Below are 14,760 nucleotides of genomic sequence, written 5' to 3'. Positions count from 1 at the left end.
TCCGAATTGAGAGTGTATATTTGCACTCGCTTCTAAAAAAGCACTCGCAACAAGATTTTAACCTGACTGTTGTCAGGGTCCCTTAAAGGACAAAATCATTGGTCTGGTAGTTCAGTTGGTTAGAATACCTGCCTGTCACGCAGGGGGTCGCGGGTTCGAGTCCCGTCCAGACCGCAAATAAAGTTAATGCTTCCAAGCGATTGGAAGCATTTTTATTTTCTAGATGTACAGCATTTATGCAGGTCCTCTGCTAGGTTATCCATATAAACATTTTCAAAGTTTAAAACGGAGAAAGGTCTCAGAATTTATCTTGGGAAACAACTACCCTCCCTATCCCCGTTGGAGTCACTGAAATTTGATTTCACAAATCTCGAAATTGCCATTCCTATAACCGGTTATAAGTATTTTGTTTTCTATTGGAGACCAAAAAGGGAGGGTGTCGCCATCATTGTTGTTTGTAATTCTAACTTCATTGCTACCATCCTTGTCCATAACATATATTTCCGGCCTTGTTCCTTCCATTGATTTGACAAATACAATATTCTGGCCATCATTTGACCACGAGGGGGCAAAAATTATGCCTTGGCCAATTGGTCAATCTTATCTCCTGGCCCGTTTCTAAATTTATCCGATAAATTTCGTCATCTATATTATCTGTATCCTTTCTAGAAAAAAAGACTATTTCTTTTCCATTAGTGGACCATTTTGGATATAAGTTTCTGTATTCATTTTTTGTTAACCATTCAACTAACCTTCCTTTATTACCGAGCAGCACTATATTGCTTTTATTTTCATTTTCTTTCGTACTAACTGCTATTTTTTTTCCATTTGGAGAGTACATAGCGAATATAAACTCCAATCCTTTACCCCCTTTTATTATTGGTTTTTCCTTACCGCTCTTAATGTTTAAAGTGTACAATCCATTTCTGCCATCCCTGAAGGATTCAAATAATACCTTTTTACCATTCGGATGCCAGCTGGGCCTTCGGTTATCATTAGCGTTCATGGTCAATTTTCTTTCCCCGTTACCCCTATCATCCATTAAATATATTCCCCATTTTCCATTTCTTTTAGACTCAAAAAGAATCTGTTTACCATCTGGCGAATAGGAAGCATATCGGTCTTCAAAATCATTGTTGGTTAGAATCAATTCGTTGGTTGACCCATCTTGTGCCAAGATTGCGCTGCATACTACCGTTAAAATTGAGATAAGTACTGCTTTCTGCCCCATGTTTCTTAAAACTTTAATTTGAATCCCAAAGTAAAAATCAGTGCTGCTTTGGGTTTTTTAATATTTACATTCAGGACCATTGTCCTATTGTTCAATCCTCCCTAGAAAAGATAGCACAACATTCCAATTATCCTTAATATCACTTCCAACCCTTTCTTTTACAAGCATTGATGAGCCGTGTATGCCATTTTTGGCTATATAGGTTTTATGATCAAATCTTTTTGCCAATTCAAACTGAACTCTTGAGCTTTCATTTTCCAATTCATTAGCCGGTCGCAAAAGTAATAGAGGGATCTTCAAAGTTTCGAAGTACTCATCAGGTAGGCACTCTTTCATGGGTCCGCCCGATGCAGGAGAGAAGGCCAATACGCCATTGACATCACCCTGCCTTTTATTCGCCAATAGTATCGATAAAGAAGCACTATAACTACTCCCCCATAGGATTTTCTTTCCTATAAAGCCGGATTCAATCACAAAATCCAAAGCACTCTCAAGATTGTTATAGGCATCACAGTAACCATACCCATCCCCAATGTGGTTGCTTGGTATATTGGCCAGTGTCCTATTGCAACCTCCATAAGCCTGTCCACCCATTCTCTGGTCAATGGCTAAAACATTGAACCCCTTTTCAATTAGTCTGGGGATAATTGGTGAATACTCTCCCACTGCATTCGATCCACCTTGATGAAACAATAAAAGGGTAGTATGTTCTTTATCAATCTCATAAAGATCCCCGTATATCTTAATATCGTCTGTAGTATAAAAACTAATCTCACTTTTAACGTCGTTGGCATTGTCTTTAGGTTTATTACCTTCATTTTTACATGAAATCATTACCATAACGGGAATTATCAAAAGAGTAGCTGTTTTCAAGATTTCTCCTTTTTACTAATAACAGCAATGTCATTAACATAATTGAATATCACGGCAAACTTAATTTAAGTCGACTCTTTTTTTATGTGGAAAATACGGTAACCACAGAATGTAACTAAATACTAAAGTTCTTACTGCACAAATTTCTCTAACCAATTAGGCGTACACTTATTTGAACTTTGACCAGTAATTTCGCCCCTGAATAGAGTTGATTCAAATACACTAGTCATGACAACGCCAAAGAATGGTATAGAATTGAACGTTCAATTTTCATTACATATCTTCTTGTGCGTAAATTCAATATTTTTCTGCTTTCCCTAATAATTTGTCAGACCTATGCACAAAACTCCCTGCCAAAGAAAAAGTACTATACTAAATCAATTGGTTCGCTGGAAGCTCCAAAAATTGACGGTTCTATCGATGAAGCCGCTTGGAATTTAGTGAATTGGGAAGGAAATTTTGTCCAGTGGTTTCCAAATGACAATGAAAACCCAAAACTCAATACCGAATTCAAAATTATATATGATTCCAAAAACCTTTATATCGCAATTATGGCCTGGGATCCTGAACCAGATAAAATAGAAAAAAGGCTAGCGAGAAGAGACGATTTTGCAGGTGATTGGGTTGAGGTCAACATAGACAGTTACCGCGATTTAAGGTCTGGCTTTTCTTTTAATGTTACGGCAGCGGGAGTAAAGGGTGACGAGTTCATATCCAACAATGGGGTGAATTGGGATCCATCTTGGAATCCTATCTGGTATACAAAATCAAAAATTTTAGAAGAGGGTTGGAGTGCCGAAATGCAAATTCCTTTGACCCAACTTAGGTTTGGAGAAGACATGGAGCAAATCTGGGGCTTGCAGATTCAGAGAAGGCTATTCAGGGAGGCCGAACGTTCTTTATGGCAAAGAATAGCACAGGGAAATCCTGGTTGGATCAGTGAGTTTGGCGAATTACATGGCCTCAAAGATCTTGAATGGCAAAGGCAATTGGAAATTCAGCCTTATACGGTTACAAGACTAGAAAATTATAATATCAACAAAGACAACCCTTTTCGAGACAATAACGAGTTCAAGACCAGCTTTGGTTTGGATGGAAAATTTGGGGTTACCAACGATCTTACGCTCGATTTCACCATAAATCCAGATTTTGGACAGGTTGAAGCAGATCCATCTGCAATTGCCTTGGATGGCTTTGAAATATTCTTTAGGGAACAAAGACCCTTTTTCGTGGAGAACAAGAATATTTTTGATTATCCCTTAGCATCTGATAGATTGGACAATGTTTTCTTTTCAAGAAGGATTGGCCGCACTCCCCAACGTAACATTCCCATTGGCTCCCATGAATTTTTGGACCAACCTATAAACACCTCGATTATCGGAGCAGCCAAATTTAGCGGAAAAACAAAAGATGGATGGTCAATCGGGATCCTGGAAAGCCTAACGGATAAGGAATTTGCAAAAATATCCAGTGACGGCAATACCACAACAGAACTGATAGAACCCATGACCAATTATTTTGTCGGAAGGGTTCAAAAAGATTTCAACAAAAGGAATTCCTTTGTGGGCGGAATCTTTACCGCAACAAACCGAAATATTGAACGTGGGGTCGCCTTTTTAAGGGAGGCCGCCTATTCAGGGGGGGTTGATTTCAAACACCAATGGAAAGACCGGAAATATTACTTCGAGGGCTATGCAATATTCAGCCATGTAATAGGAAGTGAGGAGTCCATCTTGCTGACACAGCAATCCTTGGCCCATCTTTTCCAAAGAACCGATGCGGGCCATGTTGAAGTGGATTCTACCCGAACCTCACTGACCGGTACCGCAGGAAGATTTGAAGTCGGCAAGGCAGGTGGGGGTAATTGGAGCTATAATTCCGGCATTTTTTGGTCTTCACCAGAATTGGAGTTAAATGATATTGGTTTCCTGAGGCAAACCGATGAAATAAAGCAATACAACAATGTCAAATTGCAGAGCACAAAACCTTTTGGCGCCTTTAGGGAAGGAAATATTAGATTGAACCAGTTTACAACATTTGACTTTGAGGGAAATTACAATCGTTCACACTATGAGATGTTTACAACGATTTTTACGAATTCGTTTTGGAAATTTGATTTTAGAGCGGCACACAAACCCAGAATTTTTAGCAATACCTTCCTTCGAGGAGGGCCAAGGTGGAATTTATCAGGTGAAAACTACGCCGTAGTCTTCATAAATTCTGATAACAGGAAAAAGCTATTTTATAACTTTGGAGTCGTCTATTCAGAGGGTCGCCAAAATAATTTTAGTCTTTTTAATATTGGTGGAGGCATAACATACCAGCCCATTAATGCCTTTCAATTGTCAATTTCGACAGATTATGTAAGCAACCCCACACTCACCCAGTATGTTACTGAAAGAAATTTTGTGGAAACACCGAGATATATTTTGGCCACTATTGATAATAAGACCCTTTCTTCCACTATTAGGCTCAACTATACGTTCAACCCAAATTTGACACTTCAATTTTATGGTCAACCATTTGTTTCTCGGGTCAGGTTTTCGGATTTCAAATATGTAACAGACCCAATTGCAAAAAAACTGGAAAATCGGTTTCAACTATATAACGATAATCAAATAAGCTTTGACCAAGGCTACTCAATTGACGAAGATTTGGATGGCACCGCAGATTATAGCTTTTCCGATCCAGACTTTTCATTTGTTCAATTAAGAACGAACTTGGTATTGCGTTGGGAGTACATCCCTGGTTCAGAATTGTTCTTTGTATGGTCCAAGGCAAATACAGGGTTCCAAAATCCATCAGATGGACTATTGCAAAGCTTGGACAACCAACTGCTAAACACACAGGGAGACAACACATTTTTGATTAAGGCCACTTATAGGTTTAGATGACCTGCAATCTTTCCCTTAAAAAGAACTAAAACAATATTTAAAAATTACATGATATCACTAAAAATCAAATCAATGAACACAAAAGCCCTATTTTTTTATCTTCTTTTTTCAGGTATTTTTTGCCACATCCAACTTTTTGCCCAAAATCTGAGATATGACCATTCCAAAGAAATAGATGTGCAAGTTTGGGAACCCTTTAAAATAGCGTTCGACAATAACGATGCAAATACTTTTATCTCTTTGCATTCTGATGACATTCTTAGAATCACGAAGTGGGAAATTCGTAAGGGTGCAGACTTTAAGGAAAGAATATTATCTTCAATGGGCAAAGAAAATGCAATCCCTAGAAAGATTGAGTTCAAGTTTGAACATCGAATTTATTCAAAGGACATTGCATATGAAGTCGGATACTACAAAATTACGATGAACAAAGATTCTGAGTCGCCCAAGGATGTATACGGTAGGTTTCATATTGTACTGAAGCGATTGGATGGGGTTTGGAAAATCTGTCAAGATTGGGATGTAGCCGAAATTAATGGAGAAAAAATTGGCCCAAAAGATTATGAGCGACTTTAGGAAAAAGAATCAGGCCACCTATAAAGCGATTCTTGACCAAATAAATTGGAGAAAATTTATGCAGTCCATTTTGGCAATAGCCCTGTTCTATGCTGTTGTCAAAACGTTCAACTATAATTTGAAAAAGCTAATAGATGGGGAGGAAGTCTATTGGGCTCATGCGCTCATCCATAGCATTGGTATCACCCTAGTTTGGATTTTGCTAATCCCAATCATTTTTGTTGAATCCGTTAAGATTTTCTTCCATTCCGCCAAATGGATAATAAGGGTACGAAACCACCTTTTGATAGTAATCTTTATAGCCCCGCTTCATGCTTTCCTTTTTTTGACATTGAACTACTGGTTGCAAACGTATTTGGATTTATGGTTGCCCGAGAGAAAAAAAACGTATTATGAATACTTACAACGAGCCTTTCCCAACCAATCTGCCGATTCCGCTTTATTCTATGGCATAGTAGTAGGATTGTTGACAGCATACATATTATATCTAAAGAATATATCTGATGCAAAGCGACAAACGGTTATTGAAAAAAATCTTACAAAAACAAGGCTCACCAATCTAAGGTACCAACTTCAGCCACATTTTCTTTTCAATAGTCTACAGACAATTTCAAACCTATTTCACATTGACAAAAAGAAAGGAGATAAGGCTATTTCAAATTTAAGCGAAGTCTTAAGGTTTTCAATAAACCATTTGGAAGTTGATCTAGTAGGGCTCGACGAGGAAATTGAAATAACAAAAAAGTATTTGGATTTTCAAAAGTTGCGATATAGCCAAACTATAAGCTATGACTTCCAAATTAAGGGTGAAATTTCCAACATAAAGGTACCTTGTCTAATTCTTCAACCCATTGTGGAGAATTCCATTAAACACGGCTTTGAGGCCACAGGAGAAAAGACAGCGCTTGTAATTGAAATTGATTGCAATACCGAACATGTCAATTTTTTGATTAAAGATAACGGGCCGGGGTTTGAAAAAAAAGACACCTACCACAAGAAATCTGGAGGCCTTGAAAACCTTAAGGATAGGCTGAAATATTTCTATATGGAGAATTGCGAATTCGAAATATTGGATGTAGTGCATGGTAGCGAAATAAAAATGATCTTACCAAAAAAAGTAGAAAATGCCTCCGTATAGGGTTTTAGTGGCAGAAGATGAGAAACTTACTTTGGATAGAATTTCGGAAATTATAGACCAAAGTAATGACTTTAGAGTGGTTGCCAAAACTACCAATGGGCCTGAGACTTTGAGTACCATAAGATTACAGCAACCTGATGTAATATTTCTGGATGTTAAAATGCCCTTATTGAATGGCTTTCAAGTACTTCAACAATTAAGGTCCAGTGATTATAAAATTTTGGTGTTCATAACTGCCCACGATGAATTTGCTATCAGCGCATTCGAAAAAGAAGCCTTTGATTACGTTTTAAAGCCTTTTGATAATACAAGGATCAATTCACTACTACGAAGGCTCACCAAAAGAATGGAACAAATTGAAAGCTTTGATCAAGTGAAGTATCTCATGGTCAAGGATAAAAACGAACTCATCAAAGTAAATCTGAACGACATTATCTACATAAAATCAGAAAGCAATTACGTAAAAATCGTACTGGCCAATGGTGAGTACAAAAAACGAATTTCAATCTCTCAAGTACATAAGCATCTAAATGCTCAATTTATACGGATACATAGGTCTTATGTCATCAATGAAAATCAGATTGCGAGGATGAAGCATGTTGATCGGGGAGACTATTCCTTCTCAATGTCCAATCGCCATGTTGTTCAGTCATCCAATTCCTACCGGGAAGCCGTAAAAAGTATTCTCAAAAGCAATTTGACAATTAAAAAGAGTTAGTCTGTCCCAACTAAATTTAGAGAATGCCAAGCCTTTCATAAATTACTCTCATGAGAGATTATGGCATGAGAATTTCATTTATACTTTTTCTGTTTCTTATTTTTTCTTGTTCAACCGATTCCCAGGATTCTACTTTGGAAGAAGTCCCCATGGAAGAAATAAATCCTTTGGATGTTCAGGTGCAACAGGCTCGAAATATCATTCTGGAGGATATTGCAAACAAGGGAAACGCCTCAGATCTAAGGGTCTCATTTGAAAGGGCTCCAAATGAAGAAAATATCAAAGAATATCGTGTCATAATTGCAAAAACATCCACTACGTTGACACTTGAACTGGGTGAATCACTATCGCGGGATAGGTTTTTGACTGTTAATCCAAATGGTTCCAACGTCTCCCTATCACTTCCAGAAACACTATTGGATTCATCGGGAAATGTAATTTCAGAAGGAAACAGCTATACTGCCTATGTACTTTCCATAGCAGATGGCATTGCTGCAGGTATCAGTTCCCTATCGACTTCTTCAAATGCCCTAAATTTTCTAAATGAGCTAACCAAACTTGAAAATTTGATCCTTGAGGAAATGGGGGTGTGGAATATTAATGCGCTTGCGGTGGCAACGGTTGAAAACGGAACCATTACATATGCAAAGGGTTTTGGAATACATAACCAGCAAGACGGGATTTCAACAAGTGATAACACATTATTTGTAACCATGTCTCTTGCTAAATTAGTTGTAGCGGTTGCCGTGATGCAGCAGGTTGACTTAGGAAATATTGACCTAGACTCCGATGTTAGCTCTTACATTGGTTTTGACCTAAGACATCCTAATTTTCCAGAGGTTACAATAACCCCACGGATGCTTATGTCACATCAGGCTGGGTTGGCAAACCCTGACGCTAGTGAAATCCCAGAATTGAACCTGTCTTATCAAGCAGGTACCGCCCCTGCCCTATCGGAATGGATTCCTGATTATTTGGTACCTAGTGGACCAAATTACAATCCGCTGATATGGAAAGAATTTGCTCCAGGAACGGGTAACCATATCAGCTCTAATGTAGGCATGAGTATTTTGGCATATGCGGTGGAAATGGTAAGCGGGCAAGATTATAGGAATTATACCGAAAACAACATTTTCATTCCATTGGGGATGATAAATACAAAACATCGCATGGGTCAGCCTGGCAGTTATGAAGACGCTTTGCTTTCTGATAATTTTAGTGCGTCTGGCAACCTTTTGCTGGAGTATTTGGGCAGCCCTGTATATCCTTCCGTGTTTTTGAGAACTTCAGTAATGGAATGGAGCAATTTCTTGATTATGGTTCTCAACAAAGGGCTTTATGAGAACAGTAGAATTCTCAATGAAGCCTCTATTGACGAAATGCTTCAAATCGCTTACCCGAATGCAAATTTGGCTTTTGGTTCTGGTGTAGGCCTAGTATGGAGAAATAACTTTAATAACTGGATTGGACATACGGGAGGTGGGTTCATTACCTCAAGTACTGATGTAAACCTAGGTTTGGGTAAAGGAGTTATTATATTATGTAATCAGCGGCAGGCTTTTACAGTTTCTCCTGACATTACCAATGGAAAAATTTATTGGGCAATCCATAAATATTTAGAAACAACAAATATTGAATAATGAAAGAACTGTCTAGAAGTAGCTTTTTAAAAACATCAGGGCTGGTGATTGCCGGCTGTGCGATAACTCCTTTATCTGCCAAAAGTGTGTTTTTTGATAATGAATTTAACAGTGTTAGTAATGATTTGTTTTCATTGGAAGAGATAAAGGAGTTTGTTTTTGCGGCACATTCAGATTTTGAGAAAACCAAAAGAATTATCGAGGATAAACCCTTAATTCTAAATTGTACCAATCAGGCCCAAAGAGGAGATTTTGAAACTGCCATTGGGGGCGCGGCCCACATGGGCAGAAAGGATATAGCCGATTTGTTGTTATCAAAAGGTGCCGTAATGGACATTTTTAGTATGACATTTTTTGGACATATAGAAATGGTAAAGCAATTAATTGGTCTGAACCCGCAGTTATTAAATGCTCCTGGGCCCCATGGCTTTACCTTGTTGCACCATGCCAAGATGGGAAAACATAAAGAATTTGAGAGTTGGTTGATTGAGAAGGGTCTTGTGGTAGATATGTTTAAAGATTTTTTTAAGTAATCGCCCCATGGATATGGTTATAATTTATTAGATGGAAGAGACCATAGCCCTATTGGAAAAACTGTTGATTTTAGGATATGACCATATTTCCGGTTCCTCACCATTCGAATTCAAAAAAAAGCCAACTCACGGAAAATGGTCGAAGCAGGAGATATTGGGCCATCTTATTGATTCTGCCATAAACAACATCCAAAGATTTACGGAAATTCAATTTGAGCATTTGCCCTATTATATAAGAGATTATAACCAACGTGAATTGGTAAAGGCCAATGACTATCAAAATTCAGAAACCAGCGAGTTGGTACAACTCTGGATGTCACTAAATGGGAGAATCAAGAGTTTAATGAGGCAGCAAACTGAAAAAACTTTGGGTTATCCAATTGTGCTTTCAAATGGCACCATAGCTGATTTGAGGTTTTTAATGCAGGATTATGTTACCCATTTGGAACATCATCTTAATCAGATAAGAAAATAAAATAATCAATAGGCTGAATTAAAACTCCTTTATGCCAATATAAACTGGGTAAGGAAAGCTTGTTGCAAAAGTAATTCGATTATCCATTATATAATAGAGCTGTTATGCTAGATTTTAAATGCGCCTTCGTTTTGTTGATTTTTGGTTGGGCCAATTGTATAGGTCAAGAGAATGGCACTTTGACCAGACAGGGAACCCTTGGAGCTTCAATAAGACCGGTCGTTGAAAGTGTCGGCGCAAAAATAACGGCTACGACCAAGGATGGATTTGCTGACCGAAATGGCATGAAAGTCGGTGATTTGATCCTAAAAATTGACAGTATCTACATAAAAGACAGGAAATCCTATTACGAGGCCCTTAGAATTTTAAGAAAAGATGTCAAGGTCAATCTCTTAATTGAGCGAAATGATACCATAATCAAAGTCCGAGGAATCATTCCTGGTATCCCCAAAGAAAAATTTGAAAATTCTGAGGTGACATACATGCCCATTCTCCTTTCTTCAGGGCACAGAGTGCAAGGAATTGTAACAAAACCTAAAAGAACGACAGGAAAGGTACCTGGTATTTTCTTTGTCAGGTGGCTAAGTTGTGATCCTGTTGAAATCATTCCCGAGAGCTCCCCTGTAGGGATACACTATTTATTGGAAGAATTTATAGAAAATTCAGGCTACGCAGTTATGAGGGTGGAAAAACCGGGACTTGGTGACAGCGAAGGCCCACCCTGTGCCTATGTCACCTTTCAAGAAGAACTTGAAGCCCACAAGGAGGCCTTAAGAGCTTTTATGAATCTTGACTATATCGATAAAAATAATATCATAATTATCGGTCAAAGCAACGGCGCAGCCTACGCTCCTTTAGTAGGGGAAGAATTTGACATTAATGCCTACGTAATCTCGGGTGGGTGGTCAAAAACGTGGTTCGAGCATATGCTTGAGATTGAGAGGAACAGATATGAATTGCTTGGCCACTCTCCAGCAGAAGTCTCGAGAAGGCTGAAACTAGTTTCAGAACTGTATACCGAAATTTTAATCAAAAAGAGACAACCCATTGATGTTTTGACCGAAAGGAACCATCTTAGCGATGTTTGGCAGTGGGGCCCTGATCATCAATATGGTATAACCATTGAATACCATCAGCAATTGCAAGACCTTAACCTTGCAGAGGCCTGGAGCAAAGTTGGTGTCCCCACCTTAGCAATTTATGGTGAATTCGACTGGATTATGAACAGGGATGACCATTTGGAAATTACTAAGCTTGTAAATCGAAACAACCCAGACTTGGCTTCATTCATTGAGATGCCAAAAATGAACCATAGCTTGTTGTTCTATGAAAGTGTGGAGGAAAGTTTTAAGAACTTCGGGGCCGGTCAATACGATTCAAAAGTCTATGAAACCATAATGAACTGGTTAAAACAAAAACTTTAAAGGCAATGGATTTGAAAAGGTCACTTATGCTTTTGATTTTTTTTGGCGCAATAAACTTTCTTTTCACACAAGTCGCTGAGGTAAAGGAGATTGAGAAAATCACCAACATCGAAAGCTCATATCCTTATTGGTCTCCAGATGGTAAAAAAATTGTTTTTCAATCTGATAGACTGGATAACGATACCGAAATATATGTTATGAATGTTGATGGTAGCAATCTTGAAAGGCTCACTTTTGTCAAAGGTTTTAATGGGTCCCCAATTTGGTCTACCAATGGAAAACACATTGTTTTTTCTTCTATGAGAGATGGAGGCAATCATGATATTTTTATCATGAAACTTGATGGAAGTGAGCAAAGAAATTTGACCAATCATCCCGCCTACGACGGACATCCAAATTTCCCGCCCGATGGACAAAGAATCATATTCAACAGCAATCGGATAATGGGATTGGAGAACTATGAAGGGTCTGTATTTACAAGAGATTCCAATGTTGAACTTTATTAAATGGATTTAGATGGTAGAAATAATAAGTCGTGTTACCAACTATTATAGCTGGGATTCTTATCCCGATATTTCACCTGATGGAACAAAAATCGCTTTCAGAAGAAGAACCGAAGACGATATCATGGGAAGGAAAGTAGGAAATTCAGAGGTGTTCATTGCCGATAGGGATGGTGGTAATGCTCATAACATATCCAATCATCCAGAGCATGACGGTTGGCCTTCTTGGTCACCGGATGGAACAAAAATCGCTTTCGCTTCCGAACGGGAAAGAGAAAAAAATTGGCAGATCTACACTATTAATATCGATGACACAGAATTGAAAAGACTGACCACTTTTGATTCCCAGCATGCCGAATTTGCCAAAGCACAATGGTCAACTGATGGCACCAAAATAGTCTGTACCAGAACCAAGGATGGTAACGTGGAACTATTCATAATAACACTATAAATACTTTATGAAAAGAACAGGTGAATATACTTTGTTGCTATTTTTTTTAATCTGTTGCCCAATCGCTATGGCTCAAGAAACGATTCGAGAATTAAAAACAAACAACGCTTATCCAAATCTTTCAAATGATTCGCAACTACTGGTATTTCATAGTGACATCTCAGGAAACAATGAAATCTATATCAGCGACCTAACCTTGGGAATCACCAAACAGTTGACAAATAATCCAGCAAATGACCGAACGCCCAGCATCTCTCCCGACAAATCAAAAATAGCATTTGTAAGTACCAGAAATGGTAACTACGATATTTTTTTAATGGACATTGACGGAAAAACCCAAAGAAACATTACAAATGATAGTCTGTCGAAAGATATACATCCCTATTGGTTTCCCAATGGGAAGAAATTGGTGTTCAATTCTACTGCTCGAGGAGAGGACTATGATATCTATTCGTATTCATTGGTTAACAAAACAATTGAAAAGCTAAGAACCAGCCCAGGAGAGAGCACCCATGGGCAAATTTCTCCAAACGGCCTTAAAATGGTCTTTAGAAAATATTTTAAGGAAATTGATGAAACCAACTCAGAAATTGTAATTCTTGATTTTGAAACTGGCATAGAGCAGAGAATTACAAATAATGCCGCATTCGATTCCCATCCCATTTGGACCAATTCAGGAAACCAAATAATATATGTCTCAGATTTGGATGGCCCAGAAAAATACCACACCAGTATTTTTATGTATGATATTAAAAGCCAGTATACTTCGCAATTGACCAAAAGTAAAGATGAATATAGAGATTTGACCCCGGCTTTTGATGCGATAAACAAAAGGGTCTTATTTACCAGACAATCTGCCGATAGAAGTAAAGCGGATGTATTATCAATAAAATATTACTAGAAAATGAATTTACTTAGATTGATAATCGTATTAAGCTTGTTTTGTCAAATATCGTTTTGTCAGAATTCAGATTTTGAAGAAGACATCGAAAATCTTCTAAATGCTGTTGGGGGGACCAAGTTTTGGAAAGATGCAAAGGGATTTCATATGTTGGAAATTGCCCACTATGCTAATCTTAAATTGCCCTTGGTTCGAGAGTTTTGGGTTGATTTTCAAAATCCACGGATTCTTCAAAAAACGTATGGAAATGGTGCAAACTCTACACAGGCCCTGAACATTGATAATGGTTGGACTATCACAAAAGGTCAATTAGAAGTCTGGGACGATGAAAAAGTAAATAATTGGAAATCATTTTGGCCTGGTATTCCAACTAGAATCTTTCATTTACTTGCCATCAAAGACCCACACCTAAGTTATTTGGTTAAAGAGGATAGAATAGACTTTTTTATTGACAATGCATTTGTTGTCTGGATTTCATGTGATCTCAATGGAAATCCGGTTGCATACGGAAGGTCAAATAATCATGCGGAGACCCATTTTCTTGGAAAGATTATAAAATATGGCAATTTGAACCTCTGGGACTCTGCATATGAACCAGGTGGTCAATGGTGGGTTCAGATGATTGATTATGTTCTTTTAAATGATTTTACCATTGATTTTGAATCCAATCAATAATTGTGATGAAATGCATTTACCGTGTCAGTGGTATCATTAGTTAGAGAAGTTCAAGCGGATACATACTTGTTTTCACATTGTCTCCGCAGCAATACCGCCCGTCAAATCATAAATAGGCATAGCCCTATAAACATTTTCAGAATTTTCAAAAGAATCAGAGGAAAGAATCTAGGTAAATATTAATGATTCTTCACATTGATGTCATATTCGCCCCTGAATAAAGTCTTTCTATATTAAAACACGCTTGTTATTTCCCTTAAAAAAAGATTTTAGTGCTTCATAGATACCTATTGTCATATATCCTTTGTAAAAATATAAAGGGATATTCTATTTGGAGAACTATATGATTAGTCTACTTGACAACCACAAGATATTCATTAAAGAAGGAAGGAGGTACTTTTTTATCAAAGTGGAGAGTATAAAATATATCATGAGCTCAAATTATCATGCTGAGGTTTACACCAAAAGTGGCAAAAAACATATCGTTCGGATAACCATGTCTGATCTCATTGCCACACTGAGCACCAAGAATTTTCTTAGAGTAAATAGGTCGGCAATTATAAATGTAGATGAGATGAAAGAAATAATAAGCGAAGGACAGGGAGACTTTAGTATTATCATGAATGACAACACCAATTACGTGCTGAGCAAAAACTACAAAAAGAGCTTTTTTAAATCTCTTGGAATACGTAGCTAGAAATTAAACTTCAAAAAGTAGTGGGTTCTCT

General features: G+C 37.8%; 15 protein-coding genes and 1 tRNA gene. 14 read left to right on the top strand and 2 right to left on the bottom strand.

Features of this window, described 5'->3' with window-relative positions; genetic code table 11:
- The first annotated feature begins 100 nt into the window (after positions 1 to 100).
- A tRNA-Asp gene (locus tag K7G75_RS04815) sits at positions 101 to 174 on the top strand.
- A gap of 376 nt (positions 175 to 550) precedes the next feature.
- Here K7G75_RS04815 and K7G75_RS04810 read toward each other — a convergent pair.
- Together K7G75_RS04810 and K7G75_RS04805 are read right to left on the bottom strand one after the other, a co-directional pair.
- Entirely contained in the window at positions 551 to 1,231 is a 681-nt protein-coding gene (locus K7G75_RS04810; protein ID WP_222983083.1) for a TolB family protein, read from the bottom strand.
- A gap of 84 nt (positions 1,232 to 1,315) precedes the next feature.
- On the bottom strand, positions 1,316 to 2,104 hold the full coding sequence (locus K7G75_RS04805) for an alpha/beta hydrolase family protein (protein WP_222983082.1): 789 nt from the start codon (positions 2,102 to 2,104) through the stop codon (positions 1,316 to 1,318).
- A 287-nt stretch (positions 2,105 to 2,391) separates the two neighbouring features.
- Here K7G75_RS04805 and K7G75_RS04800 point away from each other — a divergent pair, with 287 nt between their 5' ends.
- The 13 genes from K7G75_RS04800 to K7G75_RS04740 all read left to right on the top strand — a co-directional run bounded on the left by K7G75_RS04800 (position 2,392) and on the right by K7G75_RS04740 (position 14,729).
- On the top strand, positions 2,392 to 4,998 hold the full coding sequence (locus K7G75_RS04800) for a DUF5916 domain-containing protein (protein WP_222983081.1): 2,607 nt from the start codon (positions 2,392 to 2,394) through the stop codon (positions 4,996 to 4,998).
- 72 nt (positions 4,999 to 5,070) lie between these two features.
- Positions 5,071 to 5,574 carry a YybH family protein gene (locus K7G75_RS04795; protein ID WP_222983080.1) on the top strand — a complete coding sequence of 168 codons (504 nt, stop codon included), beginning with the start codon at positions 5,071 to 5,073 and terminating at the stop codon, positions 5,572 to 5,574.
- Positions 5,534 to 6,712, top strand: coding sequence for a sensor histidine kinase (locus K7G75_RS04790; RefSeq protein WP_222983079.1), 1,179 nt, complete (start codon positions 5,534 to 5,536; stop codon positions 6,710 to 6,712). The genes K7G75_RS04795 and K7G75_RS04790 overlap by 41 nt, the downstream gene beginning before the upstream one ends.
- Positions 6,699 to 7,430 (top strand): LytR/AlgR family response regulator transcription factor, encoded by a 732-nt coding sequence (locus K7G75_RS04785; RefSeq protein ID WP_222983078.1) that lies wholly within the window; start codon positions 6,699 to 6,701, stop codon positions 7,428 to 7,430. The genes K7G75_RS04790 and K7G75_RS04785 overlap by 14 nt, the downstream gene beginning before the upstream one ends.
- 50 nt (positions 7,431 to 7,480) lie before the next feature.
- A complete protein-coding gene (locus tag K7G75_RS04780) occupies positions 7,481 to 9,070 on the top strand; it encodes a serine hydrolase domain-containing protein (RefSeq protein ID WP_222983077.1) in 1,590 nt (529 codons plus the stop codon).
- On the top strand, positions 9,070 to 9,603 hold the full coding sequence (locus K7G75_RS04775) for an ankyrin repeat domain-containing protein (protein WP_222983076.1): 534 nt from the start codon (positions 9,070 to 9,072) through the stop codon (positions 9,601 to 9,603). Before K7G75_RS04780 ends, K7G75_RS04775 begins: the two co-directional genes overlap by 1 nt.
- 31 nt (positions 9,604 to 9,634) lie before the next feature.
- On the top strand, positions 9,635 to 10,078 hold the full coding sequence (locus K7G75_RS04770) for a DinB family protein (RefSeq protein WP_222983075.1): 444 nt from the start codon (positions 9,635 to 9,637) through the stop codon (positions 10,076 to 10,078).
- Positions 10,079 to 10,257: 179 nt separating this feature from the next.
- Complete coding sequence (locus K7G75_RS04765; protein WP_222983074.1) at positions 10,258 to 11,502, top strand: serine aminopeptidase domain-containing protein; 1,245 nt, start codon at positions 10,258 to 10,260, stop codon at positions 11,500 to 11,502.
- Between the two features lie 26 nt (positions 11,503 to 11,528).
- On the top strand, positions 11,529 to 12,008 hold the full coding sequence (locus tag K7G75_RS04760) for a TolB family protein (RefSeq protein ID WP_222983073.1): 480 nt from the start codon (positions 11,529 to 11,531) through the stop codon (positions 12,006 to 12,008).
- A 10-nt stretch (positions 12,009 to 12,018) separates the two neighbouring features.
- On the top strand, positions 12,019 to 12,456 hold the full coding sequence (locus K7G75_RS04755) for a TolB family protein (RefSeq protein WP_222983072.1): 438 nt from the start codon (positions 12,019 to 12,021) through the stop codon (positions 12,454 to 12,456).
- 7 nt (positions 12,457 to 12,463) lie between these two features.
- A complete protein-coding gene (locus K7G75_RS04750) occupies positions 12,464 to 13,357 on the top strand; it encodes a TolB-like translocation protein (protein WP_222983071.1) in 894 nt (297 codons plus the stop codon).
- Positions 13,358 to 13,360: 3 nt separating this feature from the next.
- The gene (locus K7G75_RS04745; protein WP_222983070.1) at positions 13,361 to 14,032 is read left to right on the top strand and encodes a hypothetical protein; all 672 of its coding nucleotides are present in this window, start codon (positions 13,361 to 13,363) and stop codon (positions 14,030 to 14,032) included.
- Between the two features lie 343 nt (positions 14,033 to 14,375).
- Positions 14,376 to 14,729, top strand: coding sequence for a LytR/AlgR family response regulator transcription factor (locus tag K7G75_RS04740; protein ID WP_262420242.1), 354 nt, complete (start codon positions 14,376 to 14,378; stop codon positions 14,727 to 14,729).
- The last annotated feature ends 31 nt before the right edge of the window (positions 14,730 to 14,760 follow it).

It is taken from the genome of Flagellimonas meishanensis, assembly GCF_019880545.1.
Lineage (GTDB): Bacteria > Bacteroidota > Bacteroidia > Flavobacteriales > Flavobacteriaceae > Flagellimonas > Flagellimonas meishanensis.
The sequence above is the reverse complement of the archived record's forward strand: the minus strand, read 5'-3'. Positions and strand labels throughout refer to the sequence as shown.

What these genes read in the sequence shown, in the direction of transcription:
- K7G75_RS04810 (WP_222983083.1), bottom strand. Translation starts at nt 1,231, where the DNA reads ATGGGGCAGAAAGCAGTACTTATCTCAATTTTAACGGTAGTATGCAGC.
- K7G75_RS04795 (WP_222983080.1), top strand. Translation starts at nt 5,071, where the DNA reads ATGAACACAAAAGCCCTATTTTTTTATCTTCTTTTTTCAGGTATTTTT.
- K7G75_RS04790 (WP_222983079.1), top strand. Translation starts at nt 5,534, where the DNA reads ATGGAGAAAAAATTGGCCCAAAAGATTATGAGCGACTTTAGGAAAAAG.
- K7G75_RS04785 (WP_222983078.1), top strand. Translation starts at nt 6,699, where the DNA reads ATGCCTCCGTATAGGGTTTTAGTGGCAGAAGATGAGAAACTTACTTTG.
- K7G75_RS04780 (WP_222983077.1), top strand. Translation starts at nt 7,481, where the DNA reads ATGAGAGATTATGGCATGAGAATTTCATTTATACTTTTTCTGTTTCTT.
- K7G75_RS04775 (WP_222983076.1), top strand. Translation starts at nt 9,070, where the DNA reads ATGAAAGAACTGTCTAGAAGTAGCTTTTTAAAAACATCAGGGCTGGTG.
- K7G75_RS04770 (WP_222983075.1), top strand. Translation starts at nt 9,635, where the DNA reads ATGGAAGAGACCATAGCCCTATTGGAAAAACTGTTGATTTTAGGATAT.
- K7G75_RS04760 (WP_222983073.1), top strand. Translation starts at nt 11,529, where the DNA reads ATGCTTTTGATTTTTTTTGGCGCAATAAACTTTCTTTTCACACAAGTC.
- K7G75_RS04755 (WP_222983072.1), top strand. Translation starts at nt 12,019, where the DNA reads ATGGTAGAAATAATAAGTCGTGTTACCAACTATTATAGCTGGGATTCT.
- K7G75_RS04750 (WP_222983071.1), top strand. Translation starts at nt 12,464, where the DNA reads ATGAAAAGAACAGGTGAATATACTTTGTTGCTATTTTTTTTAATCTGT.
- K7G75_RS04745 (WP_222983070.1), top strand. Translation starts at nt 13,361, where the DNA reads ATGAATTTACTTAGATTGATAATCGTATTAAGCTTGTTTTGTCAAATA.
- K7G75_RS04740 (WP_262420242.1), top strand. Translation starts at nt 14,376, where the DNA reads ATGATTAGTCTACTTGACAACCACAAGATATTCATTAAAGAAGGAAGG.